Genomic DNA, 25523 nt, shown 5'->3' on the forward strand with positions numbered 1-25523 from the left:
AAGGGTCACCTCAAGACTGCCCAGGGCTGCGCTGCCGGGTGCGTTGCACGCGAGCCTCGGCCAGGTTGAACAGGCGGCCCGACAGCCCGGTGAGGAGCAGATAGCCCGCCCCACCGATCAAGTAGAAGGTGAAATACTGCCGCGTCGAACCCGCCGCCACCTGGCTGGCGCGCATCAATTCCACCAGGCCGATCACCGAAATCAGGGCCGAGTCCTTGAGGCTCATCTGGCACACATTGCCCAGCCCCGGTAAGGCGTAGCGCAGCACTTGCGGCACCAGCACCCGGCGCAGTCGCAACGACCACGACATACCCATGGCCAGCGCCGCTTCCAGCTCGCCCTTGGCTACCGACAGGTAAGCGCCACGGTAGACCTCGGCCTGGTAGGCACCGGAAATCAGCCCAACGGCCAACGCCCCGACCAGAAACGGCGGTACGTCGATGTAGCCCTCGGCGCCGAACCAGTGGCCGATAGCCGAGACCAGGCTGGCCCCGCCAAAGTAAAACAGGTAAATCACCAACAGTTCGGGAATGCCGCGAAACAGCACCGAGTAAGCCTCGCCAACGACTCGCCACAGGCGCCGACGGGCCAGTTTGGCCGCGGCGATCAAGCTACCAAAGAGCGCGCCCAGCAGCAGCGCACAGAGGGTCAGCGCCACCGTCATCGCCATGGCTTTGAGCAGCGCCATACCCCAGCCGGTGTCGCCCAGGCTTAGCAGTTGCAGCAAGTTCATCCATCAGCCTCTTTTCGGTGTACAGCAGCCCGGCACCAGGGCCAGGCTGGCGGCCAACGCGTGGGAGATCAAGGCGCGAGGTCGACCTTGAACCATTTCTCGCTCAAGGTCTTCACCGTGCCGTCGGCCAGGGCGTCTTTGAGGGCCGCGTCGAATTTGGCCTTGAGTTCAGGGTCGCGATGGCGGAACGCCAAGGCCTCGCCCTCGCCCCAGATCGGCCCTTTGATTTCCGGGCCTGTGTAGGCCAAATCTTTGTTCTCGGGCTTGCTCATCATTGAATTGAGGAAGGTTACATCGTCAAACACCACATCGATCCGGCCGGCCTGCAAGTCGAGGATCGCCTCGGCTGAAGAGCCGTACTCGCGCACGCTGGCAACGTCTCTGAACTGCTCGTCGATAAACGGCGTGTAAACCGTGCCTGAGGCGATACCGATGGTCTTGCCTTGCAGGGCTTTGCGCACCTCGGCCATGGCGGCGCTGGTGGCTTTGCTGTCGTGGTCCAGGGTCAGGGCCGCTGCAGCGCCAGGGGTACCGGGCAGCAGCTTGGCGTCCAGGGCGAGGAAACTGGCCGGGGTGCGCGCGTACGGCAGCGAGAACGCCATGACCTTTTTACGCTCTTCGGTGATCACAATCGCGTCCATCAGCACGTCGAACTTGCCCGCATTGAGGCTGGCGATCATGCCGTCCCAGTTCTGCACGGCGATATTGCATTTGAGGGCCATGCGTTTGCACAAAATCTCCATCAACTCAGGCTCGAAACCGCCGAGCTTGCCGCCCGGGAGGGTCAGGTTCCACGGCTCATAGGTGCCCTCGGTGGCGATATTGACCTCACTCCACTCTTTGGCCTGGACAGCACTGGCGCCGGCCATAACGCACGCACCCAGGGCCAGCGAACCCAGCCATGCCGTAGTCTTCAGTTTCATTGTTTTCCCGCCTGATTTCATTGATGGAGTGCGACGGGTCAACCGACCGCCCCCAAAAAAGACCCACCGCTGCCCCATGAGTTCTAAAAGCCGTGGCAAAACCTCTCCAAGCGCGTCGCAGAGGCTAGCATTTGCTGCCAAGGCCGGCGGGCAAAAGAGCCGAAAATAGGGTGGCGGACGGCGTGGCGCAGCGAACCTGCCGAATGTCGTTCGCGCCCTTGTCAGCCCTAGCGATTGATGGGATACAAGGTCGCAACCCCAGCCTATTCGAGGACTTTATACCCATGCCTGCCCCCGCCATCATGTTACTTGCCCGCGCCGACGGGCATCCCGTCGCTACGCCTTTGCAGCGCCAACCCGCCGCCCCCGCCGACCCGTTCGCTGAGTTTCGTCAGGTCGCCTGGGAAGATGAGCACGGCAACGTGGTGGGGCTAATCGAAGGCGCCGGGGCCATGACGGTTAAAGCCTTCCCGTTCATTGAAACCTGGGTCTTGCACAGTGGTAGCGCCAGCTTGCGCAGTGACAGCGGGCAGCTTGAGCTGCTGCCCGGTATGGGCGTGGTGATCGGCTCGGGCAGTGACCTGGCGCTGGACCTGCAACCCGACAGCCGCCTGGCGTTCCACAGCGTCACCCGGCCCCAGGGCGCTGCCCAGCCAGGGCTGCAAGCCATCGAACGCTATGTGCCGCTGGCGCCGTCGGCTGCCCCCGAAGCGGCCATTCTGATCGGCCCAGCGCCTCAATGCCGGGCCAATAACCTGTTTATCGAGGCCGCTGGAGAGCTTAAGGTGGGTGTCTGGGACTCCACCCCCTACCAACGTCACGGCCGGGCGCACAAACTCAATGAACTGATGCACCTGATCGAGGGCGAGGTTGCGCTAACCGATGACCAGGGCCAGGTCACGCGGGTGTGCCGTGGCGATACCGTATTCGTCGCCAAGGGTGCCTTCGCGGCCTGGACCAGCACGGTGTACGTGCGCAAGATCTACACAGTCACGTAGGAGGGGCCTCGGCCCCGATCTGTCGATCTTCAACCACGCCACCAGATCATTGGTGTCTGCAAGAGCAGAAGATCGGGGGCAAGCGGAGCGCCGCCCGGCCCACTCCTACCGATCAGCGACATTCGTGGGAGGGGCCTCGGCCCCGATCTTTTCTGGCCCAAAACCCCACCCATCACCGCAATGAGCCAACCAACCCCTCTAGAAAGCGTTCACAGGCCTGCAATTGGCTGAGTTCAACGTACTCGTCGGGTTTGTGCGCCTGTTCGATGGAACCCGGGCCGCACACCACCACGGGCACGTTCAAGCGCTGCGCGAAGAGCCCGCCTTCGGTGCCATAAGCGACCTTCAGTTGCGCCGTACCCGGCGCCGCGAAGGCGCCCAGCAAGCGTACCGCTTCGACGGTCGGTGAGGTGTCGAGCCCGGGGTAGGTATTGATGGTCTCGATCTCGATCGCGGCACCGCCCGAAACCTTCTGCGCTTGGCGGGCGATGGCCTGGGCCTGGGCTTGCAACTGGTCGAGCAATTGCTGGGGATCATCGGCTGGCAGGTGGCGGATCTCGAAGTCCAGCACGCACAGGTTCGGCACAATGTTCAGGGCCTTGCCGCCGTCGATGCGGCCGACGTGAACGGTGCTGTAAGGGATGTCATAGGCGTCGTCGCGCGAACCATGGCTGAGCAGGCCTTGCTGCACCTGACGCAAGGCACTGATGACGTCGCTGGCCAAATGAATGGCATTGGCCGCCAGGGGCGCCAGCGACGAGTGCGCCTCTTGGCCGTGGCAATGCACTTTGTAGGCGGCCTTGCCTTTGTGGCCGAGGGCAAACTGCATCATCGTCGGCTCGCCCACCAGGCACAAAAATGGCCGCTGGGGCGCCAGGTGTAGCACGTCGAGCAAACGCCGCACGCCAACGCAGCCGATTTCTTCATCGTAAGACAGCGCCAACTGCAAGGGCCGCTGTAACGGCAACTGCGCAGCACTGAGCATGGCGTCGATGGCCACCGCGATAAAGCCTTTCATGTCGCAGCTGCCACGCCCGTACAGCTTACCGTCGCTGACACTGGCGGCGAAAGGCTCCACCGTCCAGGCCTGGCCCGCCACCGGCACCACATCGGTGTGGCCCGAGAGCAACACCCCTGGCACGTCCTTGGGGCCAACGCTGGCGAACAGGTTGGCTTTTTTGCCGCTGTCATCGAACACCAGCGTCGACTCGATGCCCTGCCCTTCGAGCAGCTGCTGCACGTAGCCGATAAGCTCCAGGTTGGAATACTTGGAAGTGGTATCGAAGCCAATCAGGCGTTTGAGAATCTCGAGACTGCGGCTGATGGTGGTCATGAGGCCTGGCTGCGCAAAGGGTGGGAAGTGGCAAAACGTTTGATGTCGAAATCGGCGATTCGCGTGGTCGTGCTGCCTGTGCTGATCAGCTCCGCCATCACGTCGCCAACCCCTGGGCCGAGTTGAAACCCGGCCCCGGAAAAACCAAAAGCATAGTACAAACCGTCTACCTGGCTGCTGGGGCCAATAATCGGCAACGAATCGGGCAGGTAGCTCTCGATACCGCTCCACACCCGGATAATGTTCAACGCGCCAATGCCCGGGAGCAAGCGGTGCATCTGTTGAATATGGTTAAGAACACTGTGCGGCTCGACGTGGGCCCGGCGCTTGAGCATGTCGGGTTTGCTGCGAAGGCCGCCGCCGATCACGATATTGCCGCGGGCGATCTGGCGAAAGTAGATGACCTCTTCGGGAATCTTGGTGAACACGCCGAGCACCGTTTTCAGCGCATAGGGCACCGGCTCCGTCACAGACATCTGTGGCCCATGGGTATCCAGGGGCACCGGCTCACCGAACTGCGCGGACAGCTTGTCGGCCCACGCCCCGGCGGTAATGAGCAGGTTGGGCGCCTGGAAACGGCGGCCATCGACGCAATCGATATGGAAGTCGCCGGCGTTTTTCTGCACCTCGCGCACTTCGGTCCTCTCGTAGACCTTGGCGCCGGCCCGCGCCGCTGCACGGGCGAACGCCGGGGCAGCCAGGCGTGGGTTGGCGTGGCCGTCATGGGGCGCGTAAGAGCCCGCCTGCACTTCTGGACCCAGGAACGGGAAACGTGCGTGCAGGGCCTCGCCAACCAACACTTGCAGGTCCAGTTCCCGGGCCTCGGGCGCTTGCGCATAGGCTTCTAGCTCAGCCACGTGGGCCGCGTCATAGCACACGCGCATATGGCCGCTGGGGAGAAATTCCAGGTCGTCGTCGATCAGCTCCGGCAGGCGCCCCCAGAGCTCACGGGAACGGTTGGCCAGCTCGAGTTGGCCCAGGTGGCGGCCTTGCCGGCGCACATTGCCGAAGTTCACACCACTGGCGTATTGGCCGATCTGGTCACGTTCGAGCAAGATCACCGAGCGCCCGCGCTGGCGCAGAAAGAACGCCGAGGCGGCGCCCATGAAGCCGCCACCGACAATCACCACATCGGCTTGTTCGACACTCATGGCTGTACCTCCTGCCAATGCATAGTCAGGGGTTTGACCGGGGCCTGGCCGCGCTGGCGACCGACTGCCTCCACGGCCACCCCAGCCTGGGCGGCGATAATCTGCGCGGCGGCCTGGGCGCAATAACGGCCCTGACAGCGGCCCATGCCGACCCGGCTGAAAGCCTTGGCGCGGTTAACCTCGCAGGCGCCCTTTTGGTTGACCACACTGCGCAACTCACCCGCGCTGATCATCTCGCAGCGGCAGACGATGGTCTCGTCCGGCAGCGCCGCAGCGTGCTGGGCAGGCCAGGGAAAAGCCTGGCTCAGGCCCAAGCGGAAGCTGTCCATTTTCGCCAGCAACTGGCGTTGCGCCTGCTGCTGCGCCGGGTCGACGCGTAAGCCGAGGTCCTGCAGCAGCGCCATGGCCACCAGGCACCCGGCCGCTTCGGCTGCATCGGCACCGCGGATACGCGCACCGTCACCGGCGGCGTAGACATCGTGCAGCGAGGTGCGGCCGTCATCATCGGTGTCCAGCAGCCACTGGCTGGACACCGGATCGAAGGCGAACGCACAGCCGGCCAGGTCCGCCAACTGGGTTTCCGGGCGCAGGTGGTAACCCAGGGCCACCGCGTCGCAGCTCACTTGCAGCTCGCGACCGTTGCCCAGGCGCACGCGCACGGCGCTGACGCCAGTGGCCTGGTCACCCAGGATTTCCAGCGGCTGCACGCCCATGTGCACGGCAATGCCGGCCTTGTACAGGCCCGCCAGCAGGCCCATCCCCGTGGCCAGCACCCCAGGCCGCGCGAGCAGTTTAGGGGTGGCCAGCAGGCGCTGGGAAAAGGCTGCGGTGTCCAGGACCGCCGCCACCTTGGCCCCGGCTTTGTGGTATTGGCTCGCGACCAGGTAAAGCAGCGGCCCGGTACCCATGAACACCACGTTGGCGCCAATGGAAACGGCCTGCGCCTTGAGCGCGATCTGCGCCCCACCCATGCTGTAGGTGCCTGCCAGTTGCCAACCCTTGACCGGCAGCAAACGGTCAGTCGCCCCCGTGCACAGCACCAGGGCATCGTAATCCTGGGTGCTGTGCTGGCCTTGGCGGATGCAGTTGAGCTGTTGCCCGGCCAGGTTCCACACCAGGGTTTCGGGGCGATAGTCGAGCTGGTCACGCAGTTGGTCGAAGCGCTGGTGCAAGGCCAAGGCCTTGGCCGCCTCGGTGCCGTACAACTGGGCGTAATCACGCTGGAAACCTTCGGGCTGACGCCGATAGATCTGCCCGCCATCGCGCCGCCCTTCGTCCAGCAACGTCGGGCGAATCCCGGCTGCCAGCAAGGTCTCGGCGCAGCGAATACCCGCCGGCCCGGCGCCGACGATGGTTACCCGTGGAGTGGCCATGTCGCCTCCGGTTGCGTGGTGAGGATATCCAGCCCGGCGCGAACTTCCTGGGAGCAGGCCCGTAGGCGCTCGCCGGCGCGGGTCCAGACCCAACAGTCCTGGCAGGCGCCCATCAGGCAGAAACCCGCACGCCGGCCCGGGTCAAACTCCGAACCGCGCAGGCTGTCACCCTGGGTCAACAAAGCGACCATCAAGGTGTCGCCCTGCAAGGCCTCGATGGCTTGGCCATCGACCTGCAGGGTCACGGTAGGCCGCCGGCGTTCGCCCAGGCGAACGAATCGGGGGCTCATGCGTAGGCTCCATGGCTAGACAAAGGCGTTACGGGTTGCTGCGCGGCCAACTGAGCGCTGTCCAGATGGCAGAGGATCTCGCTGCCCCCGGCGATCGCCCGGCGCGTGGGTGGCACCTGGTTGCACAGGCCTTCCACGCGCAGTGGGCAGCGGTTGAGGAAGGTGCACAGGGCGCGTTTGTCGGCCACCCTCGGCGCGCTGATCGGCGGCAATCTGGCGATGCTGGCGCTGTCTTCCAGCCAACCCTGGCGCAGTTCCGGCACAGAGTTGACCAGCAGGTTGGTATAGGGGTGGAACGGCGCTTGAGCCAGGGCCGTACGGCTGCCGTTCTCGACCATATGGCCGCTGTACATCACCGCCACGTCGTCGCACAACGCGCGCACCGTGGAAATGTCATGGCTGATGAACAGGTAAGACACTTTCAGCTCACGGCGCAGTTCGGCGAGCAACTCCAGGATCGCCGCACCGACCACGGTATCCAGCGCTGAAGTGACTTCGTCACAGAGGATCAGGTCCGGTTTGGCTGCCAACGCACGCGCCAGATTAACCCGCTGTTTTTGCCCCCCGGACAGCTCGCCGGGGTTACGTTCGGCCAGGGTACGCGGCAGCTTGACCAGATCGAGCAGTTCGTTGATGCGGTTGCGCTGGGCCTGCCCTTTGAGGCCATGGTAAGCGCGCAAAGGCCGACCGATGATATTGGCCACGCTGTGCACCGGGTTGAGCGCGGTGTCGGCGTTTTGGAAAACCATCTGAATGCGCCGAAACTGGTCCTGGCTGCGCCCGGCCAGGTCGCCGGACAACTTCTGGCCGGCAAACGACAAGTCCCCCTGGGCCGGCGCCAGCAGGCCGGCCACCACCCGTGCCAGGGTCGATTTGCCGGACCCCGATTCGCCGATGATACCCACCGCCTGGCCGCGATAGACGTTCAAGTCGATGTCTTCCAGCACCCGAATCAGCGGCAAGCCGTTAAGCCCCTTGGGCCCATAACCGGCCACCAGGTTGCGGATGCTCAACAGCGGCGCCTCCGCACGGGCCACAGCGTCAATCCGAATCTTCGCCTCGGGTCGCGCCGCCTCCAGCAAACTGCGGGTGTAAGCATGGTCGGGGGTGCTCAACAGCCGGCTGGTGGGGTTGTCTTCGACGATCTCGCCGCCCTGCAGCACCACGATCTGGTCGGCCATTTGCGCGACGACCGCGAGGTCATGGCTGACGTACACGGCGGTCGCGCCGCGCTCACGCACGACCCGCTTGAAGGCGTGCAGCACCTCGATTTGGGTGGTCACATCCAGCGCCGTGGTGGGCTCGTCGAGCACCACCAGCAGCGGGTCGCTGATCAGCGCCATCGCTGCCATGATGCGTTGCAATTGACCACCGGAGACTTGGTGGGCGAAGCGTTCGCCGATATGTTCCGGGTCGGGCAATGCCAAGTCGCGGAACAGCCCGATAGCCTTGGCTTCCAGCTCTTTGCGCGAGCCCAGGCCGTGAATCAGTGCGCCTTCGAGCACCTGGTCCATCAAGCGGTGAGCCGGGTTAAATGCCGCCGCCGCGCTTTGCGCAATGTAGGACACGCGGTTGCCGCGCAGTTTCGCCAATTCAGCTTCGTCCAGGCCAAGCAGGTCGACATCGCCCACCCGCACCTGGCCCCCGGCAATGCGGCAGCCGCGCCGGGCATAACCGAGCAGCGACAAGGCGATGGTAGTTTTGCCAGAACCGGACTCGCCGATCAGCGCCAACACTTCGCCGCGCTCCAGGTTAAAGCTCACCCCTTTGACGATATCCACCTCCCCGGCGTCGCCGTGGGCCGTAACGCGCAGGTCTTTGACTTCGATGAGGTAACTCATTCACTGCCCTCCCGAGCGGCGGTGGCGGCGCGAAGAGATGCTGTCGATCAACAGGTTGATCGCCACCGTCAACGAGCCGATGGCCAAAGCCGGCGCCACCAGAGCCGGCGCACCTTGGCTGAGGCCGCCGATGTTTTCCCGCACCAGGGAACCGAGGTCGGCATCCGGTGGTTGCACCCCCAGGCCGAGGAAGCTCATACCGCTGAGCAACAACACGATAAAACCGAAGCGCAGGCCCAGGTCGGTCAAGACCGGGTTAAGCATATTGGGCAATATTTCCACGCAAGCCACATACCAGCGTGGCTCGCCACGGGTGCGGGCGACCTGAACATACTCCAGGGCCTCGATATTGGCAGCCAGGCTGCGCGCGATGCGAAACGAACCAGGGCAATAGCTGAGCACTGCCGTGGCGATCAGCAAAGGCACCGACGACCCAAACGCCGAGACCATCACCAGCGCAAGCATCTTGCTCGGAATCGAAATCAAAGCATCCATGACTCGGCTGATCACGCCCTCCAGCCAGCGCGGCGAGACCACTGCCAGCAAAGCGAATGAAGTGCCAATACCACTGGCCAGCACCGCCGCGATCAACGCCAGGCCCACGGTATAGCGCGCCCCCACGAGGATCCGGCTGAGCATGTCGCGGCCCAGGTAATCGGTGCCCAGGGGGTACATTGCACTGAGGCTGTCGAACACGTTATCGGACACCACCTCACCGATGTTATGCGGGGCCAGCCAGCCACCGAATACGGCCACCAACAGCCAAAACAGACAGACCACCGCACCTATGGCACCCAGTAGCGGGACCCGCCGTTTGCGCCGTGGCGCCTGGGCCATGGGAAGAGCGGTCACCGCTGAGCCTTTGCCTAGGACTTTGTTCATCGCTGTCTCAGCCTCGGGTTGGAAAGGATCGCGCAGATGTCGGCGACCAACACCAGCGCCAGGTAGCAGGCGCAGAACAGCATGGTGCAGGCTTGCACCAGTGCCAGGTCACGGTTGGTCACGGCGTCCACCATTAGGCTGGCGATCCCAGGGTAATTGAAAATGGTCTCGACGATCACCACGCCGCCGAGCAGGTAGGACAGGCTCAAGGCCACCGCATTGACGATGGGCCCAAGCGCATTGGGCAGCGCGTGGCGCAAGACGATGCGCACCGGGCCGACGCCCTTGAGCCGGGCCATCTCTACGTAGGGGCTGTCCAACTGGTCGATCACCGCCGCGCGGGTCATGCGCGCCATCTGCGCCACGATTACGCAGCACAGGGTCAACACCGGCATGGCATAGGCCCTGAGGAACTGTAGCGGTGAGCTGACATCGCTGGCGTAGGACAGCGCCGACAGCCAACCCAGGTTCACGGCAAACACCAGTACGGCCAAGGTCGCCACCAGAAATTCCGGGACCGCCACCAGGGTCAGGGTGCAAAAACTCAGCACGCTGTCCAGGCGCCCGCCCCGGCGCATCGCCGAGACGATACCCAGGGTCAAGGCAATCGGCACCGAGACCAGCGCCGTGACGCCCGCCAGCATCAGCGTGCCAGGCAAGCGCCCGGCCATCAGTTCGGTGACCGGCATGGCATTGGACACCGATTGCCCCAGGTCGCCCGAGAGCATGCCTTTGAGCCAGTGCAGGTAGCGCACCACCCCCGGCTGGTCGAGGCCCAATTGCGTGCGCAAGGCCGCCACCTGTTCAGGCGTGGCGAACTGCCCTAGCGCCTGCTGCGCGGCGTCGCCGGGCAATACGGCGGTGATCGCATAGACCACCATCGACACGATCAACAAGGTCAACAGCGCGGCGCCGAGGCGGCGGGTTATCAGCCAGAACATGGGGTTATGCATGGGGTTCCTCCTGCAAGCCGAGCCGTTCGATCAAGCGTCCAGCCAGACCTGTTCCGCGAACATGTAGCCCATGAAGCCGCCCAGGGGGTTACTGACATAGCCCTGGATGCGTTTGTCGACGCCGTCGATATTGCTGATGAACACCGGTATGCCGATGCCGCAATGATCGTGCACCAGGGTTTGCATGTCGCCGTACATCTTGGCGCGCTTGGCATCGTCGGTTTCGCCACGGGCCAGCAACAGCAACTGGTCGAATTGGTCGTTCTTCCAGGCCGATTCGTTCCAGGGCGCGGAGGACTGGAAAAACTGCGAAAAAATGATGTCGGCGTTGGGCCGTGGGTTGATGTTGCCGAAGCTGATCGGGTGTTTCATCCAGTGGTTCGACCAGTAACCATCGGACGGCACGCGGTTCACCGTGAGGTTAAGCCCGGCCTGTTTGGCCGACTGCTGGAAGAGTACCGCCATGTCCACCGAGCCAGTGGCGGCTGGCGACACCACCATGGGTAAACGCACGTCGCTGAGGCCGGCTTTTTTCAGGAGGAAGCGGGCTTTTTCCGGGTCGAACTGGGTCTGCGGCAGGTCCGCATTGAAGTAACGCGAACCCGGCGCGATCGGTTGGTCATTGCCCACCACGGCGAACCCACGGAACACTGCCGATTTGATCTGCTCACGATCGAGCAGGTACTTCATGGCCTGGGTGAATTCCGGGCTGCTGGTGGGCATCTGGTCCTGGCGCATGATCACATCGGTGTAGTTGCCCGAAGGTGCATCGACCACGCGGTGTTTGCCACTGGCGCCGATGCGCCCGGTGGAGCGCGGGTTGACCTCGTTGATCATGTGCACATCGCCGGAGAGCAGCGCGTTGACCCGCGACGGCTCGTCTGCAATGGCAATAAATTCGATCTCATCCAGGTACGGCAGGCCGGGTTTGAAGTAGTTGGGGTTGCGCTCGGCCACCGAGCGCACGCCGGGGCGGAATTCTTTGACGGTGAACGGCCCGGTGCCGATCCCTTTGCTGAAATCGGTGGTGTCTTTCGGCACGATCAACAGGTGCGAGACGGCCAGGATCGACGGCAATTCAGCGTTCGGTGCGCTCAGTTTGATCTGCACCTGGAGGGGGCCGACGGCTTTGATTTCTTCGAGCTGCGCCACCAGTTGCATGACTTTGGAACCCGTGGCCGGATCTTTGTGGCGATTCAGGGAGAACACCACGTCCTCGGCATCCAGGGATTTACCGTTATGGAAGGTCACGCCGCTGCGCAGGGTGATGGTCCAGACGGTGGCGTCGGTGTTGTCGATCTTCTCGGCCAATTCCAGCTGCGGCACCAAGTGCGAATCAAAGCGGGTCAAGCCGTTGTAAAACATGTAGTGGCGCACATAGTCGGTCGACAGCGCGCCCTTGGCCGGGTCCAAGGTATCGGCCGTGGATGACGACATACCGGCGACGCGGATCTTGCCACCGCGTTTGCCCACCGTGGCGGCGGTGCTGGTACTGTCTGCCGCAAAGGCGCTGCCGGCGCTGCCGAGCAAGCCACCGACACCGCTGGCCATGACCCCAGCGAGGCCGAGCATGCGCAAGGCATCCCGGCGCGACATACCCTGGTTCAAGCCTTCGAAAATACGCATGCTGTCCTGGCCGCTGACCAGTTGAGACTCGACCTTTTTGTCTGTCATGTTTTTCGTCCTGTCGATAATCGGGTTTCACGAAGGGCCCAGGGTTAGCCCTGGGCATGCTTGAAGCGAACGCCGGTACAACTAGTGCAAATGATCCTGCAGCCGATAGTACGCACCGACTATCGGGAGGAACCAAGGCTTGCCGAAATGCCCCGGAATCGCTGGCCACTCCAGCTCCCGCCAAGGGTTGGCCTGGGGCTTGCCATCGAGCACATCGGCCATGACCTGGCCCATATGCACCGACATCTGCACACCATGGCCGCTGTAGCCCATGGAGTGATAAATACCGTCATGCTGGCCGGCCCGGGGCAAGCGGTCGGCGGTCATGTCCACCAGCCCGCCCCAACAGTAGTCGACGCGCACGTCGGCCAACTGCGGGAACATCTGCACCATGGCCGCTTGCAAAATGCGCCCGCTCTTGGCGTCGGAGCGCTGGTCGGACATGGCAAAGCGGGCGCGGCCACCAAACAACAGGCGCTGGTCGGGGGTCACGCGGAAATAATTGCCGATGATGCGGCTGGTCACATAAGAGCGCTGCTGCGGTAGCAGCTTGGCCAACAGTTCGGCCGGCAGCACCTCGGTGACGATGATAAAGCTGCCCACTGGGGCCATGCGCCTGCGGTACCAGTTAAGCTCCCCCACCTGGGAGGCCCCCGAGGCCAGCAGTATTTGCTTGGCCTCTAACGTGCCCCGGGCGGTTTTGACCTGGTAGCGGCCCGCCTGGGATTGCCAGCTATGCACTGCAGCATTTTCGTAGATCAGAGCGCCTTTGCGGGCAGCGGCCTCAGCCAGGCCGACGCCAAACTTGCCCACGTGCATTTGCACGCCATTGCGCTGCAACAGGCCGCCGTGAAAGGTCTCGCAGCCGATCTCACCGCGCACCTGAGTGGCATCGAGCAGCTCGACGTTCGGGTCGACCTCGCGGCGCAACAATTCATAGGTGCGCGCCAAGCCTTCGTAGTGCTGAGGCTTGGCGGCCAGTTTGAGCTTGCCATTGCGGCTGAAATCGCAGTCCAGCGCTTCGCTGTGGACGATCGCTGCGACGCTTTCCACGGCGCTTTCATAGGCACGGTAGAACGCGCGGGCCTGCTCGGCACCCAGCTTGGCCGACAACGCCGCGTAGTCGTGGGCGACCCCGGTATTGCATTGGCCGCCGTTGCGCCCAGACGCTTCACCGATCACTCGGCCGGCCTCCAGCACCGCCACCCGTGCGCCGCGCATGGCCAACGCCCGCGCCGCCGCCAGGCCGGTAAATCCACCGCCCACCACGGCAACATCGACCTGGCCTGCGACCGGGCCGGGCTGACCTGCGTTAAAAGCCGGTGCGGTGTCGAGCCAGTAGGATTCACTGCCCATTTCGTTCTCCCAGCCAAAACGATTCGGCACCTGGCCCCTGCTGCGACAGCGGCCAGGCAAAGCGCATCAAAGACCGACCAGGCCCGGCAAGCCGCCGATGTCGCTGATCTGGTTGTAGTTGAACGCAGCGTTGGCCGCCGGCTCATGCCCACGGGCCACGAACGCCTTGTGCTTGATGCCCATGTCATGGGCCGAGAACAGGTCGTAGCGAAAGCTCGACGACACATGAAGAACGTCTTCAGGGCCGCAACCCAGGTTGTCGAGCATGTATTCGAAGGCCGCCAGGCGCGGCTTATAGACTTGCGCCTGTTCAGCGGTGAAGACTTTGTGGAACGGTACGCCGAGCTTGTCGACGTTGGACATGATCTGCGCGTCGCTGGCGTTGGAGAAGATCACCAAGGGGATCTTGTCGGCGATCTTGGCCAAGCCTGCGGTCACATCCGCATGGGGGCCCCAGGTCGGCACGGCGTCGTAGTACATCTGCCCTTCGGCTTCCTTGAAAGGGACGTTCCAGCGCTTGCAGGTGCGCTCCAGGGCGTTCTTCAAAATGACGTCGTAGGGCTTCCAGTCGCCCATGACTTCGTCCATGCGGTAGCTGGAGAAGTCTTTGACGAATTGGTCCATGCGCTCGGCCGGCACACGGTCAGCGAAGATCTCACGGGTCATGGTGCCCATGTGGAAATTGGTCAGGGTGCCGTAGCAGTCGAAGGTAATGAATTTGGGGCTAAGAAAGCTCATTGTGCCGTCCTGAGAGTCGTGGAAGTCGACGCGCCGTGGGGCCAGCAGGGTCCCGTGGGAGGTTGTCTCCCGTTGCGCAGCGACTTCATTACAACACTGTGAAATCAGCAGATGCCGTTTAAAGCATCGGCTGGAGAACAGAAAAAACCGTTTTGCAGTGGGCTTTCAGCACAGTTTGCGGCCTGCTCCAGGGCCGAGCAGGCCTATAGGGTGCGCACTGTTTTGGACAATCTTCGCCCATTCAAGCACTTGCGATAGCGTTGTGGGCCGGCGACGGCAGGCCGGCAGTGCAGTATCGACGTTGCGCCGCACTACCACATCGCAGGCTGGTCCCGGTGCGCACCCGCGCCCGGGGCCCTGGCATTTGCTGCCGATGTGGGACACCTTTCAAGCAGTAACTTCGGCCGCCTGGAGTGCCTTTGGGCGAATCTGCCGAATCCGCCTGCGGCTCTTGTCAGCGCCGCGGGGTTGGTGGGATATAGAGCGCCTCGTTAGTTGTTTTCGCTTTGGAGACCACCATGCCCAGCCCCGCCCTCAGTATCCAGCTGCGCCCCATGAGCAGCGCTGACTTGCCTGCCGCCCACGCCTTGTCGTTGGCGTTGAAATGGCCGCACCGGCTGGAAGACTGGGCGATGATGCAGCGCCTGAGCGACGGTTGGGTGCTGGAAGACAATGGCCGAGTGATCGGCACGGCCTTCACCTGCCCCCAGGGCGACTACGCCAGTATCGGCCTGGTGATCGTTGATGCTGCTTACCAGGGCCAAGGCCTGGGCCGGCGCCTGATGAACCAGGTACTAGAGGCCTCGGCGCCGCGCGTGCCGGTGCTTAACGCGACGATCGCGGGGGCCCCGCTGTATATCAGCCAGGGCTTTGTCGAGTGCGGCCGACTGGTACAACACCAGGGCCCGGCGCACCCCACTGAACTGCCAGCGTTGCCGGCTGGGCAAACCTTACGTGCCGTGCATGCCACGGACCGCCCTCGCCTGCTGGAGTTGGCCAATGCCGGGAGCGGCGTGGGCCGCGAAAGCGTGCTCGACGAAGTGCTGGCGATCCAGGAAGCCGCCGTGGGCCTGGAAGTCGACGGCCAACTGCAAGGCTTCGCCGTGCTACGCCCGTTCGGTCGGGGACGCGGCCTCGGCCCGGTGGTGGCCCAGGATGCGGCACAGGCGCGGCAGTTGATTAATCACCTGCTGGCCAAGGTGCTGGGGGAGTTCGTGCGCATAGACGTGCCGGTTAGCACCGGGCTGGGGCCGTGGCTGGCGTCTGCGGGCTTGCAGCAAGTCGACGAAGTAGCACAAATGGCCCGCGGCGAGCCGCCCAAAGCCAGCGGTGGGGTGAGGCAGTTTGCTTTGGTGACTCAGGCGATAGGCTGAAGAGCTCGGGGGCAAGCCCCCTCCTACGGTATGCGGCATATTCGATATACAGTGTGCCGCAACATCTGGTAGGAGGGGGCTTGCCCCCGATCTGTTTCCCCTCCCAGACACACAACACTGTACAAACATACAGATAAACCCTTGCCAAACCCCTCCTCACCCGCGCATCCTTGCCACCTCTGAACCCGACCCGGATGCGGCCCGCCATGCGCCTCTTTCTCTGCGAAAAACCCTCTCAAGCCAAAGACATCGCCAAGGTCCTGGGCGCCACGCGGCGTGGTGAGGGTTGCTGGGTTGGGGCCGCTGCGACGGTGACCTGGTGCATCGGCCACCTGCTGGAAACGGCGCCGCCCGACGCCTACGACGCGCGCTACAAACGCTGGGACCTGGCTGACCTGCCGATCATCCCCAGCCAGTGGAAAATGCAGGTCAAGCGCAAGACCGCCAGCCAGTTCAAAGCCGTCAAACGCCTGCTCGGCGAAGCCACTGAGCTGGTGATCGCCACCGACGCCGACCGTGAAGGCGAGATGATCGCCCGGGAACTGCTCGACCATTGCCGCTACCGGGGGCCGGTGCAACGGCTCTGGTTGTCGGCGCTCGATGAGGCCTCTATCCGCAAGGCCCTTGGCGCACTCCGGCCCGGCGCGCAAAGCCATAGCCTATACCACTCGGCCCTGGGCCGCTCGCGGGCCGATTGGTTGATCGGCATGAACATGAGCCGCTTGTTCACCCTGCTCGGGCGCCGCAGTGGTTACCAGGGGGTATTGCCCGTGGGCCGGGTGCAAACCCCGACATTGCGCCTGGTAGTCGACCGCGACCGGAGTATCGCCGACTTCGTGCCGGTGGCTTATTGGGCCATCGAGGTGGAGCTGCTCAGTACCGGGGTGCCCTTCCTGGCCCAATGGCGTGCCCCCGACGATGCTTGCGATGAGCACGGCCGCTGCTTGAACCATTCCCTAGCCCTGGAAGCCGCCCAGGCCATGGCCGGCGCGGCCACCGCCACGGTCACGTCACTGGAGACCGAGCGATTGCGCGAGGCTGCGCCGCTGCCCTTCGACCTAGGCACCTTGCAGCAGGTCTGTTCGGCACGCCTGGGCCTGGGGGCGCAGGAGACCCTGGACATCGCCCAAGCGCTGTACGAAACCTACAAGGTCATCACCTATCCGCGCAGCGATTGCGGTTTTCTGCCAGTCAGCCAACACAGCGAGGCGCCCGGCATTATCGCGGCCCTGGGTCGCGCAGACACCTCACTGAAAGAGTTGCTTGGCCATGTGCAGGCGCAACGGCGTTCGCGGGCCTGGAACGATGCCAAGGTCGGCGCCCACCATGGCATCATCCCCACCGCCGCCGCGGCCGCCTATGAACGCTTGAGTGGCAAGCACCGTGCGGTTTACCAACTGGTCCGCGCCCGTTACCTGGCGCAGTTTTTACCCAACCATGAATACGACCGCACCCAGGCCGACTTCGACTGCGCCGGCCAGCACCTGCGCGCGGTGGGCAAAGTGGTGGTCGAGCCCGGCTGGAAACGTGCCCTGCCCCAGGCCATGGCCGCGACCCGCGGTCAAGACACCCAAGCCCAGGCTCTGCCGGTCTTGCAGCGGGGCCAGGCATGCAGCGTGGCGCAGGTCATCCCTAAAGACCTGTTCACCCAGCCACCCAAGCCGTTTACCGAAGGCGACTTGATCAAAGCGATGAAAAACGTCGCCAAGCTGGTACAAGACCCGTTGCTCAAACAAAAGCTCAAGGACACCACGGGTATCGGCACCGAAGCGACCCGGGCGGGGATCATTCAGGGCCTGCTCGACCGCGGCTATCTGAACAAGAACGGGAAAGCCCTGGCAGCCACGCCCGCAGCCTTCGGCCTGATCGATGCCGTGCCGCGGGCCATCGCCGACCCTGGCACCACGGCCATCTGGGAACAGGCACTGGACATGGTGCAAAGTGGCGAAATGAGCCTTGATGCTTTCGTAGAAAAACAATCGGCCTGGATGAGCCGGCAAGTCACTCGCTGCCTTGGGCTAAGCCTGACCATCAGCGGGCCCGTGCTGAATGCGCGGGGTGCGGCACCCTGGAAGAAAAACCGCAAAGCATCTGGCAAAACCAGCGGCAAGCGCCCAGCTAGCCCTAAGAAAAAAGCGGTCTAGCCTGAATACCCCGCTGTAAGGACGGCCTGATTAAGTGACTGGGCGGTCAAAGTGGGAAATATGTAGTGCTGTTATTTTTTCACTACATAACCATTGACGAGCACTCTTTTCACTTGCATTATGCAGACGTCTCCCCGATCGGGAGCACGGGTCAAGATGGTTTTCAAGCAGGTCGACGAGCTGTCGGCTTGTTTTCGGATGAGGTACTGCCCACAAGGCAGATTGATGAAGCTGAACCGGCATGTCGTCCTGGTAACTTGGCGAGAAGGCTGGCGAAACGTCCTCAAAACGCTTGTGGCGCACCCTCGTGCAGCCCAATCTGGTCGACGCTCGTCCGACTTCCCGCTGTGCGCCCGCCATAGCCCTGTAGCCCAGCTTCTCAAGCACTACCTCACCCAGCCAGCTCTCCGTGCCGCCGACCTGTCGAGGCACCACCTGTTCGACCATTGACTGACGAAATAAAAGCGCTGAAAGGGGGCTTGAGATGAATCTGAACCAACAACCGACCACCGATGAACTGGCTCGCCTGTTTGCCTCGCGCAAAGACAGCCTCGACAGCCATATCCTCTGGGTCAGCGCCGAAGGCGACGTACATATCGACTGCCTGTCGCCCTGCAGCGAAGAAAGCGAGTTCGGCAAAGACCGCCCAAACATGCGCGCACGCTTGAAAATGTACCGCCGCGGTCACGGCTACGTTGGCAAAAAAGCCGCTGCCGATACCCACTACATGGAACGGGTGCTCAGCACCCTGACCGAGACCTGGCAGCAAGCCCGGGCGGCCCGTGAAGTTCAGGTGGTCGACCGCTACTGCTAATCAGCCCTACCAGCACCGGGGCACATGCGCAGCATGTGCCCCGGTTTGCTAGGTGCTTACTCCAGTGCTTGCCCTGCGCGAAATAGCGCCTCAGCGCGAATCAGGCCAAACAAAGTGGTGGCGTCCACCGGGCGACTGAGCAAATAGCCTTGCGCCTCATCGCACTGCACGTTTTCCAACACCGCCAGCTGCTCAGGGGTTTCGATGCCTTCGGCGGTAACGGTCAGGGATAAAGCGCGGCCCAACCCAACGATAGCCTGAATAATCGACTGATCGTCGACGCTGTCGGTCAACTCGCAGATAAAACTGCGGTCAATCTTCAGGCCATCGAAGGGAAAGTTGCGCAGATAGCTCAACGACGAATAGCCCGTACCGAAGTCATCCAAAGCCAGGCGTACGCCTAGGCCTTTGAGCTCCTGCAGCGTCTGCAAGGCACCTTTGGCATCGTCCAGCATCACGCTCTCGGTGAGTTCCAGCTCCAGCCGCGAAGGCCGTAGCCCGGTGTTCGCCAGCGCCGTTTCGACCCGGCTGACCAACTGCCCACGCTGAAACTCCACAGGCGACAAGTTCACCGATACGAACAAGGGCTCGGGCCAACTGGCGGCGACCGTGCAGGCGTTGGCCAACACCCAGTTGCCTAGCGCCACGATCAAACCGGTTTCTTCTGCGATGGGAATGAACATGTCCGGCGGCAACCAGCCGCGCGTAGGGTGACGCCAGCGCACCAGGGCCTCGGCGCCGACCATCTGGCGGCCGTCGATGCGGTAACGCGGCTGGAAAACCAGGGACAGTTGATCGTGCTTGATCGCATTGCGCAGGTCGTGCTCGAGCTGCCGACGCTCGATGATCCGCGCGTTCATCTCCCCAGCATAAAAACGCCAGGTGCTGCGCCCGGCGTCCTTGGCTTCATAAAGGGCGATATCGGCATAACGCAGCAGCTCATTGGCTTCAGTGGCATCGGCTGGGGCCATGGCGATACCGATACTGGCACTGACATAGACTTCATGTTCGTCCACCTGGATCGGCTGCTCAATGCAATCGATCAACCGCTTGCACAGGGTCTCGGCTTCGTCCTGGCCGGTCATTGCGGCAATCACCAAGACAAATTCGTCACCGCCGATGCGCGACACCAGGTCATCGTCGCGCAAGCATTGTTTTAAGCGCCGGGCCACCGTATTCAGTACATGGTCGCCAGCGCCGTGCCCAAGCAGATCATTGACCCCTTTGAAGCGGTCCAGGTCCAGGCTCAGCATCACCAGCGGCTCTTTTAACGTGGGCACGGTTTTTAGCCGCCCTTCGAGGAAGGTTTGCATACGCGTGCGGTTGGGCAGCCCGGTCAACGCATCGTGCTCAGACAGATAGGCGATGCGCCGCTGGGCCGCCACCTCGTCGGTAATGTCGCTGGCGGTGCCACGAAAGCCGCGGCCCGACATCTCACGAACCGATAGCCGGCTGATCCGCACCAGGCCATCACCGGCCACGTAACTGCATTGCAAGCTGGCCCGGGCACGGCGGTTGGGGCTGCGCAACAGCTGCCCAAGGGCGTCGCCCTCGGCATGCAACAAGCTATCGATGGGGCGCCCGATGCACTCGCTACGGGTCAGGCCGGTCACGGTTTCAAAGCGCTCTGACAAGTAAGTGAAGCGCAACTGTGGGTCGACTTCCCAGATCCAGTCCGAAGAGGCTTCGGCTACGTCACGAAAGCGCGCCTCGCTGGCGGCCAGGGCTGCTTCGCTGCTTTGCAGCGACTGGTAGCTGGCATCCAGGGTGGAAGCGGCGAGATGGGCACGGCGCAACAGGCGCGTGGTCATCAAGCCGCCTAGCAAGGCGCAGATGCCCATTAAAGGAATCAGCGCCAGCATCAAGTAGTCACCCGGGCGAGGTGCGGTCCAGCTCAGGGCGGCGCTCAGGTCGCCTTCGACCATTGGCATGGCCGGCATTCCTGGTACCAGAGAGGCTTGTGGCAAGGCATGTAAACCTTGCACACCGAACTCCTCGCCCAGGGCGAGGAGTTTGCTGGGGGCCAGGCGGTCGACGAATATCAACACCGAGGGCGGCCCGGCATCTATCGTCACGTGGGGGTCGGTGGCGGCGAGTAACGGCGCCGCCGCGACCAGCACCGGCACACCCTGCACATTGAGTAGCTCAGTGGCCAAGGCCGTGTCGCCGCTGTTCGAGCGTGCCTGTTCGAGCAGGGCATCCACGGGGTGGCGCAACCAGTCCGCGACTGCGGTGGTGCTCGCTTGCCCCTCGATTACCGCATACTGGGTGCGATTGTCCGGGCCCACTACGAACACGCCTTCGAAGCCCCGATCGCGGTACAGAGAGGGGCCTAGATTATCGTTGGCATAGGCCCAGTCGGTATCCACCTGCTGGTGCAAATGGACATAGGTTTCGCCTAGGGAGGCGTAATCACGCAGGGTAACGCCCAAGGCACGCTCACGTGCCTGCAGCGCTTTGCTGACGTAAAAAGCCCCTTCAGCTTCGGCCCTGAGGTTTTGCTCGCGGCCGATATACACCACCAACGCACTGACGCAGGTGAAGATCAGCAGCAGCATCGCACTGAAACCCAGCAAGTTGTTGCGCGTCAGCGTCAGGTTGGACGTACGTGGCCCCATCGGCGGATTCGTAGAGCGTTCAGTCTTGCGCATGGTGCTCCAGGCAGCACGGCGGCCGAGGAAAAACCCAGGGTCGCCTGCCACAGTGACAATAGCCGATGATCCTGTATCGGCGTCTTCACGTTGCGCTAAAGCGTGAACCTCACAACATTCTCAATCGTCCAGCGCTTTGCTCCCCTGCCCTGCCTTGCCGGTCTTTTGCACAGGCTCAGCCGGGGCAGCTTCGACCGCAGTGGGAGCACTGGCCTCACGTTCGCGCATGGGCATTTCGTCGATGGTGGCGAAAATTTTCTGCAGCTCGACAGGGCCGCTCTGTTCGAGTTTTTTCTCGCCGTCCTTGCCCACCAGAATGACTTTGGGCAACTCGCCAGCGCTGAGTTTGAGCTCGCGGATCAGGGCCATGGTGACCTGTGGGTCAAGGCTCTTGCCCTCCCGCGCGCCGATGGTATTGACCACCGTGAACAGCACCATTTGCCGTTCATCGAATGCCTTGCGCACCTCTGGCTTGGCGATTTCCTTTTGCAGGTTGACCAGCGTGGGGTCTACCGAGCTGCTCGCCATAATCACCAGCGGGCGGGCCTTGCCGCGCTCTTGGGCCAAGGGGGCGTCACTCTCGGCGGCGAGTGTAGAACCGGCGCCAAGCATCAGTGCGGCCAAGGTAAGTGTCCTGAAAAACATGCCATTCTCCTTCGTCTGCGTAGGGCAATGATTGCCGATCATGCAAACAAGGTCCAGAACGCGCCCCAGATTCCTTCACACCCCCCGCGATTCAACGCCATCCAGGCAGCTGGCGAATGGAAAAAAAGTGAACTAAAACCGTAAGATAAAAGAATACAAACACTGCGATTTTTTTTGCAACTTCTCGATTTGGCCCTAGGTCTTCAGATGGTGAGCCTCATATACCTATAGGGGGCCGCCCTAACCTCTGCCAAGGAAATACGCCATGATCCGAGAAGACCGCACCGACCCCGTGGGTTATCCCACTGCCACCTACCATGAGGGGACCACTGTCGCCCCGTTGCTCAAGCGTATTTCTTGGAGTGCAATCGTTGCCGGTGTTGTGCTGGCGATGGTGGTCTCGCTGATCCTCAACGTGCTGGGCACGGCCATTGGCAGCGCCAGCATTGATCCGTTGCAAGAGAACAACCCGATGCAGGGCATGGCTACAGGGGCCGGGGTATGGCTGGTAGCGAGCGGGATTATCTCGCTGTTCGTCGGCGGTTGGGCGGCAGGTCGCCTGGCGCATCGTGAAGGCGCCCTGCACGGCTTGCTGGTGTGGGCAAGCGTTTCCCTGATCACTGTATACCTGGTGTCGAGCACGGTAACCGGCGTGATTCGCGGTGGCTTGAACCTGGCCGGCAGCAGCCTGTCAGCACTGGGCAGCGGCGTGGCCCAAGTGGCGCCGGCGCTGGGCACTGAGATCCAGGACCAACTCAAGCAGCAAGGCATTGATTTCAACCTGAACGACATCCGTGGTGAAATCGAAACCGCGATGCGCCAGACCGGTAAAGCCGAACTGAACCCCGATGCGGTCAAACAACAGGCCGAGGAGACTCAGCAGGACGCCTCCAACACCGCTGAACGCAGCGCACAGAACCCACAGCAGGCCGACGACCAGATCGGGGCTTTCCTGGACCGTGTGAAAGCTAAAGGCGACCAAGCGTGGGATGCCGCCGACCGTCAGGCTCTGGTGAACCTGATCAAAGCACGTGGCAACAAGACCGACGCCGAAGCCAACCAGATCGTCGATCAGGCCGAAGCCAGCTATCGCCAGGCCTACGCCAAGTATCAGGAACTCAAGGCTCAAGCCGAACAGAAAGCTCGCGAAGCGGCTGAAGTGACTGCCAAGCGCGTTTCCCAAGCTAGCTGGGTGCTGCTGGCCACGCTGCTGATTTCTGGCCTAGTGGCCGCATTCGCCGGCATGCTGGGCCGTCGTACTCAACCGGCTGCAAAAGTCGTCAGCGTTTAACTTCCAGCCAAGCCCCCCCGCTCAGGGGGGCTTACCGCTCTTATCAAACATAAATAATCTATTGGAAGATTTGTGTTTGCAGGGGGAAAAGATCGGGGGCAAGCCCCCTCCTACGGTCATCGCCAACCGTAGGAGGGGGCCTTGCCCCCGAGCTCTTAGCTACCTCCGGTCTATCGGCTCGGCAGCACACCAGCCGGTAGCAGCTCGCTAAGACAACCCTGGGCCAACAGCGCCACGGCCGCTTCGATGTCCGGAGCGAAAAATCGGTCTTGGGCATAGAACGGCACGTGGCCGCGTAATGTGGCGCGGGCTTTTTGCAGTGCCGGCGACGTCTGCAGACCCTCGCGCAAATCCAGGCCCTGACACGCGGCCAACCATTCCACCGCTAACACGCCGCGAACGTTTTCAGCCATTTCCCAGAGGCGTTTGCCGGCCGCCGGCGCCATTGACACATGGTCTTCCTGGTTGGCCGAGGTTGGCAGGCTGTCGACGCTGTGGGGATGGGCCAGGGCTTTGTTCTCGCTGGCCAGCGCCGCCGCCGTCACCTGGGCGATCATAAAGCCGGAATTAACCCCACCGTTGGCCACCAAGAACGGTGGCAGTTGCGACATGTGTTTGTCCATCATCAGGGAAATGCGCCGTTCGCTCAGCGCGCCGATCTCAGCGATGGCCAGGGCCATGTTATCGGCGGCCATGGCCACCGGCTCGGCATGGAAATTACCGCCCGATAGCACGTCACCCTCGGCCGCGAACACCAACGGGTTGTCGGACACCGCATTGGCTTCGACTTCAAGCACCTGGGCGGCATTGCGCAGTTGGTTCAGGCAGGCCCCCATGACCTGCGGCTGGCAGCGCAACGAGTAGGGATCCTGCACCTTGTCGCAATGCTCATGGGAGCGCGACACCTCGCTAGCATCGCCCAACAGTTGGCGGTAGCACGCCGCCGCATCGATTTGCCCCGACTGGCCACGGGCCGCATGGATGCGCGCATCAAACGGCGCGCGCGAACCCAGCACCGCTTCCACGGTCAGGCTGCCGCACGCCACAGCAGCGGCAAACAGATCCTCACCTTCGAACAACCCACGCAAGGCATAGGCCGTGGACACCTGGGTGCCATTGAGTAGCGCCAGGCCCTCCTTAGCCGCCAGGGTCAGAGGTTGCAGGCCGGCGACCGCTAGGGCTTCGACGGCGCCTAGCCACTGGCCGCGATAGCGCGCCTTGCCTTCGCCGAGCAATACCAAGGACATATGCGCCAACGGCGCGAGGTCGCCACTGGCGCCCACCGAACCCTTGAGGGGAATATGCGGATAAACCTCGGCGTTGATCAGTGCGATTAAAGCGTCGATCACACTGCGGCGGATGGCGGAAAAACCCCGGCTCAAGCTATTGACCTTGAGCACCATGATCAGCCGTACCAAGTCATCGCAAAGCGGCTCACCGACTCCAGCGGCATGGGACAAGACCAAAGAACGCTGGAGGTTTTCCAGGTCGTGACGGGCGATGCGGGTCGAGGCTAACAGGCCGAAACCGGTGTTGATGCCGTAGGCGGTGCGGTTCTCGGCCAAAATACGTTCGACACAAGCCACGCTGTCGTCGATGCCCTGTGCCGCGCTGCCAGATAGCTGCAATTGCAGTGGCTGGCGATAAATGGCCCGCAGTTGGGCCAGGGTCAGGGTGCCGGGGGTAAGGGTCAACAGGGTCATGGCAGAGCTCCGGGAAAAAGATTAAGGAGGCATGATTGGCAGGCTCAGGCCCCGCTCGCGGGCACAGTCGACAGCATCCTTTAACCGGTGTCGGCGCAGCGTGGCTATCGCCATCACGAAACGCTGAAAAAGTGGTTTTGGGTGCCTCGAAAAAAAACCGGTGCCTGCGCCCTCTTGGGTAATCGCAGCTAAGACGGCATAGGCCAATCTAAGCATGTATATACAAGCCCAATCAATCGCTTTTTTAGGCGCGCTTTGGCGCCAGAAAAGCGCCACGCAAAACTAGACGGTCAATCATTTTTACCGGTGGGCAATCAGAATGAATTTTTCAAAACCCCACGACTCTGTAAATCACCACAGGGAGGAAAGACAATGGCGTCGGGGCTTTACAGGGTTGCATACCGCCTTCATGGCGAAGCGAAGTCGTTCATTATCCGTGCGGACAAAATGGACAACACCGAGGCTTGGCACTGGGCGAGCTGCGATGTCGGGGTGGGTCGGATACCGCGTTATGGTCGCGAAAGGACTAAGCGGGTCACGATTGAAGAAGCGCAAAGGTTCGGCATTACCGAAGTGAGCTGGCGTTCATGCGAACGGGTGGTAATGCCCAGCTGAGACTCGTGCAGGAGGTAGAGAACAGGTAAAGGTGCCGCCCGG

The 25523-nt window shown here is 62.6% G+C and carries 21 protein-coding genes; 6 read left to right on the plus strand and 15 right to left on the minus strand.

The genetic code is table 11. From position 1 onward, the window contains the following. Window positions 1–10: 10 nt before the first annotated feature. Together QCL65_RS15280 and QCL65_RS15285 are read right to left on the minus strand one after the other, a co-directional pair. Window positions 11–733 carry an ABC transporter permease gene (locus QCL65_RS15280; protein ID WP_407310041.1) on the minus strand — a complete coding sequence of 241 codons (723 nt, stop codon included), beginning with the start codon at window positions 731–733 and terminating at the stop codon, window positions 11–13. Window positions 734–801: 68 nt separating this feature from the next. Next, on the minus strand, window positions 802–1656 hold the full coding sequence (locus QCL65_RS15285) for a transporter substrate-binding domain-containing protein (protein WP_407310043.1): 855 nt from the start codon (window positions 1654–1656) through the stop codon (window positions 802–804). 284 nt (window positions 1657–1940) lie between these two features. On the opposite strand from QCL65_RS15285, the gene QCL65_RS15290 reads away from it, so the two are divergent. Beyond that, window positions 1941–2654: a cupin domain-containing protein gene (locus QCL65_RS15290; RefSeq protein ID WP_407310045.1), complete on the plus strand. Its 714-nt coding sequence runs from the start codon at window positions 1941–1943 to the stop codon at window positions 2652–2654. Window positions 2655–2826: 172 nt separating this feature from the next. Here the strand turns inward: QCL65_RS15290 and argE are convergent, their stop codons facing one another. From argE to QCL65_RS15340, 10 genes are all read right to left on the minus strand, one after another. Continuing rightward, the gene (gene argE, locus QCL65_RS15295; protein ID WP_407310047.1) at window positions 2827–3987 is read right to left on the minus strand and encodes an acetylornithine deacetylase; all 1161 of its coding nucleotides are present in this window, start codon (window positions 3985–3987) and stop codon (window positions 2827–2829) included. Then, window positions 3984–5138 carry an NAD(P)/FAD-dependent oxidoreductase gene (locus QCL65_RS15300; protein ID WP_407310049.1) on the minus strand — a complete coding sequence of 385 codons (1155 nt, stop codon included), beginning with the start codon at window positions 5136–5138 and terminating at the stop codon, window positions 3984–3986. Before QCL65_RS15300 ends, argE begins: the two co-directional genes overlap by 4 nt. Then, on the minus strand, window positions 5135–6511 hold the full coding sequence (locus QCL65_RS15305; protein WP_407310051.1) for an FAD-dependent oxidoreductase: 1377 nt from the start codon (window positions 6509–6511) through the stop codon (window positions 5135–5137). Before QCL65_RS15305 ends, QCL65_RS15300 begins: the two co-directional genes overlap by 4 nt. Beyond that, window positions 6493–6801, minus strand: coding sequence for a (2Fe-2S)-binding protein (locus tag QCL65_RS15310; protein WP_407310053.1), 309 nt, complete (start codon window positions 6799–6801; stop codon window positions 6493–6495). Before QCL65_RS15310 ends, QCL65_RS15305 begins: the two co-directional genes overlap by 19 nt. Continuing rightward, window positions 6798–8642 carry an ABC transporter ATP-binding protein gene (locus QCL65_RS15315; protein WP_407310055.1) on the minus strand — a complete coding sequence of 615 codons (1845 nt, stop codon included), beginning with the start codon at window positions 8640–8642 and terminating at the stop codon, window positions 6798–6800. The genes QCL65_RS15310 and QCL65_RS15315 overlap by 4 nt, the downstream gene beginning before the upstream one ends. Further along, window positions 8643–9479 (minus strand): ABC transporter permease, encoded by an 837-nt coding sequence (locus QCL65_RS15320; protein WP_407316872.1) that lies wholly within the window; start codon window positions 9477–9479, stop codon window positions 8643–8645. Window positions 9480–9520: 41 nt separating this feature from the next. Further along, on the minus strand, window positions 9521–10477 hold the full coding sequence (locus QCL65_RS15325) for an ABC transporter permease (RefSeq protein WP_407310057.1): 957 nt from the start codon (window positions 10475–10477) through the stop codon (window positions 9521–9523). Window positions 10478–10507: 30 nt separating this feature from the next. Further along, complete coding sequence (locus QCL65_RS15330) at window positions 10508–12151, minus strand: ABC transporter substrate-binding protein (protein WP_407310060.1); 1644 nt, start codon at window positions 12149–12151, stop codon at window positions 10508–10510. 81 nt (window positions 12152–12232) lie between these two features. Next, window positions 12233–13507, minus strand: a complete 1275-nt coding sequence (locus QCL65_RS15335; protein WP_407310062.1) for an NAD(P)/FAD-dependent oxidoreductase — start codon at window positions 13505–13507, stop codon at window positions 12233–12235. 66 nt (window positions 13508–13573) lie between these two features. Beyond that, window positions 13574–14245, minus strand: coding sequence for a haloacid dehalogenase type II (locus QCL65_RS15340; protein WP_407310064.1), 672 nt, complete (start codon window positions 14243–14245; stop codon window positions 13574–13576). 518 nt (window positions 14246–14763) lie between these two features. Between QCL65_RS15340 and QCL65_RS15345 the strand changes: the two genes are divergently transcribed. From QCL65_RS15345 to QCL65_RS15355, 3 genes are all read left to right on the plus strand, one after another. Beyond that, complete coding sequence (locus QCL65_RS15345) at window positions 14764–15618, plus strand: GNAT family N-acetyltransferase (RefSeq protein WP_407310066.1); 855 nt, start codon at window positions 14764–14766, stop codon at window positions 15616–15618. 206 nt (window positions 15619–15824) lie between these two features. Beyond that, window positions 15825–17762, plus strand: a complete 1938-nt coding sequence (locus QCL65_RS15350; RefSeq protein WP_407310068.1) for a DNA topoisomerase III — start codon at window positions 15825–15827, stop codon at window positions 17760–17762. A 484-nt stretch (window positions 17763–18246) separates the two neighbouring features. Next, window positions 18247–18576 (plus strand): hypothetical protein, encoded by a 330-nt coding sequence (locus QCL65_RS15355; protein ID WP_407310070.1) that lies wholly within the window; start codon window positions 18247–18249, stop codon window positions 18574–18576. Between the two features lie 56 nt (window positions 18577–18632). On the opposite strand, the gene QCL65_RS15360 is transcribed toward QCL65_RS15355, so the two are convergent. Next, window positions 18633–21227 carry an EAL domain-containing protein gene (locus tag QCL65_RS15360; RefSeq protein WP_407310072.1) on the minus strand — a complete coding sequence of 865 codons (2595 nt, stop codon included), beginning with the start codon at window positions 21225–21227 and terminating at the stop codon, window positions 18633–18635. Window positions 21228–21347: 120 nt separating this feature from the next. After that, entirely contained in the window at window positions 21348–21872 is a 525-nt protein-coding gene (locus tag QCL65_RS15365; protein WP_407310074.1) for a DUF4174 domain-containing protein, read from the minus strand. Window positions 21873–22137: 265 nt separating this feature from the next. On the opposite strand from QCL65_RS15365, the gene QCL65_RS15370 reads away from it, so the two are divergent. Next, window positions 22138–23163: a hypothetical protein gene (locus QCL65_RS15370; protein ID WP_407310076.1), complete on the plus strand. Its 1026-nt coding sequence runs from the start codon at window positions 22138–22140 to the stop codon at window positions 23161–23163. 170 nt (window positions 23164–23333) lie between these two features. Here the strand turns inward: QCL65_RS15370 and hutH are convergent, their stop codons facing one another. Continuing rightward, on the minus strand, window positions 23334–24866 hold the full coding sequence (hutH, locus tag QCL65_RS15375) for a histidine ammonia-lyase (RefSeq protein WP_407310078.1): 1533 nt from the start codon (window positions 24864–24866) through the stop codon (window positions 23334–23336). A gap of 372 nt (window positions 24867–25238) precedes the next feature. Between hutH and QCL65_RS15380 the strand changes: the two genes are divergently transcribed. Further along, window positions 25239–25481 carry a DUF6555 family protein gene (locus tag QCL65_RS15380; protein ID WP_407316874.1) on the plus strand — a complete coding sequence of 81 codons (243 nt, stop codon included), beginning with the start codon at window positions 25239–25241 and terminating at the stop codon, window positions 25479–25481. Window positions 25482–25523: the final 42 nt, after the last annotated feature.

This window comes from Pseudomonas sp. nanlin1, from assembly GCF_045571515.1.
Taxonomy (GTDB): domain Bacteria; phylum Pseudomonadota; class Gammaproteobacteria; order Pseudomonadales; family Pseudomonadaceae; genus Aquipseudomonas.

What these genes read in the sequence shown, in the direction of transcription:
- QCL65_RS15280 (WP_407310041.1), bottom strand. Translation starts at nt 733, where the DNA reads ATGAACTTGCTGCAACTGCTAAGCCTGGGCGACACCGGCTGGGGTATG.
- QCL65_RS15285 (WP_407310043.1), bottom strand. Translation starts at nt 1,656, where the DNA reads ATGAAACTGAAGACTACGGCATGGCTGGGTTCGCTGGCCCTGGGTGCG.
- QCL65_RS15290 (WP_407310045.1), top strand. Translation starts at nt 1,941, where the DNA reads ATGCCTGCCCCCGCCATCATGTTACTTGCCCGCGCCGACGGGCATCCC.
- argE (WP_407310047.1), bottom strand. Translation starts at nt 3,987, where the DNA reads ATGACCACCATCAGCCGCAGTCTCGAGATTCTCAAACGCCTGATTGGC.
- QCL65_RS15300 (WP_407310049.1), bottom strand. Translation starts at nt 5,138, where the DNA reads ATGAGTGTCGAACAAGCCGATGTGGTGATTGTCGGTGGCGGCTTCATG.
- QCL65_RS15305 (WP_407310051.1), bottom strand. Translation starts at nt 6,511, where the DNA reads ATGGCCACTCCACGGGTAACCATCGTCGGCGCCGGGCCGGCGGGTATT.
- QCL65_RS15310 (WP_407310053.1), bottom strand. Translation starts at nt 6,801, where the DNA reads ATGAGCCCCCGATTCGTTCGCCTGGGCGAACGCCGGCGGCCTACCGTG.
- QCL65_RS15315 (WP_407310055.1), bottom strand. Translation starts at nt 8,642, where the DNA reads ATGAGTTACCTCATCGAAGTCAAAGACCTGCGCGTTACGGCCCACGGC.
- QCL65_RS15320 (WP_407316872.1), bottom strand. Translation starts at nt 9,479, where the DNA reads ATGGCCCAGGCGCCACGGCGCAAACGGCGGGTCCCGCTACTGGGTGCC.
- QCL65_RS15325 (WP_407310057.1), bottom strand. Translation starts at nt 10,477, where the DNA reads ATGCATAACCCCATGTTCTGGCTGATAACCCGCCGCCTCGGCGCCGCG.
- QCL65_RS15330 (WP_407310060.1), bottom strand. Translation starts at nt 12,151, where the DNA reads ATGACAGACAAAAAGGTCGAGTCTCAACTGGTCAGCGGCCAGGACAGC.
- QCL65_RS15335 (WP_407310062.1), bottom strand. Translation starts at nt 13,507, where the DNA reads ATGGGCAGTGAATCCTACTGGCTCGACACCGCACCGGCTTTTAACGCA.
- QCL65_RS15340 (WP_407310064.1), bottom strand. Translation starts at nt 14,245, where the DNA reads ATGAGCTTTCTTAGCCCCAAATTCATTACCTTCGACTGCTACGGCACC.
- QCL65_RS15345 (WP_407310066.1), top strand. Translation starts at nt 14,764, where the DNA reads ATGCCCAGCCCCGCCCTCAGTATCCAGCTGCGCCCCATGAGCAGCGCT.
- QCL65_RS15350 (WP_407310068.1), top strand. Translation starts at nt 15,825, where the DNA reads ATGCGCCTCTTTCTCTGCGAAAAACCCTCTCAAGCCAAAGACATCGCC.
- QCL65_RS15355 (WP_407310070.1), top strand. Translation starts at nt 18,247, where the DNA reads ATGAATCTGAACCAACAACCGACCACCGATGAACTGGCTCGCCTGTTT.
- QCL65_RS15360 (WP_407310072.1), bottom strand. Translation starts at nt 21,227, where the DNA reads ATGCGCAAGACTGAACGCTCTACGAATCCGCCGATGGGGCCACGTACG.
- QCL65_RS15365 (WP_407310074.1), bottom strand. Translation starts at nt 21,872, where the DNA reads ATGTTTTTCAGGACACTTACCTTGGCCGCACTGATGCTTGGCGCCGGT.
- QCL65_RS15370 (WP_407310076.1), top strand. Translation starts at nt 22,138, where the DNA reads ATGATCCGAGAAGACCGCACCGACCCCGTGGGTTATCCCACTGCCACC.
- hutH (WP_407310078.1), bottom strand. Translation starts at nt 24,866, where the DNA reads ATGACCCTGTTGACCCTTACCCCCGGCACCCTGACCCTGGCCCAACTG.
- QCL65_RS15380 (WP_407316874.1), top strand. Translation starts at nt 25,239, where the DNA reads ATGGCGTCGGGGCTTTACAGGGTTGCATACCGCCTTCATGGCGAAGCG.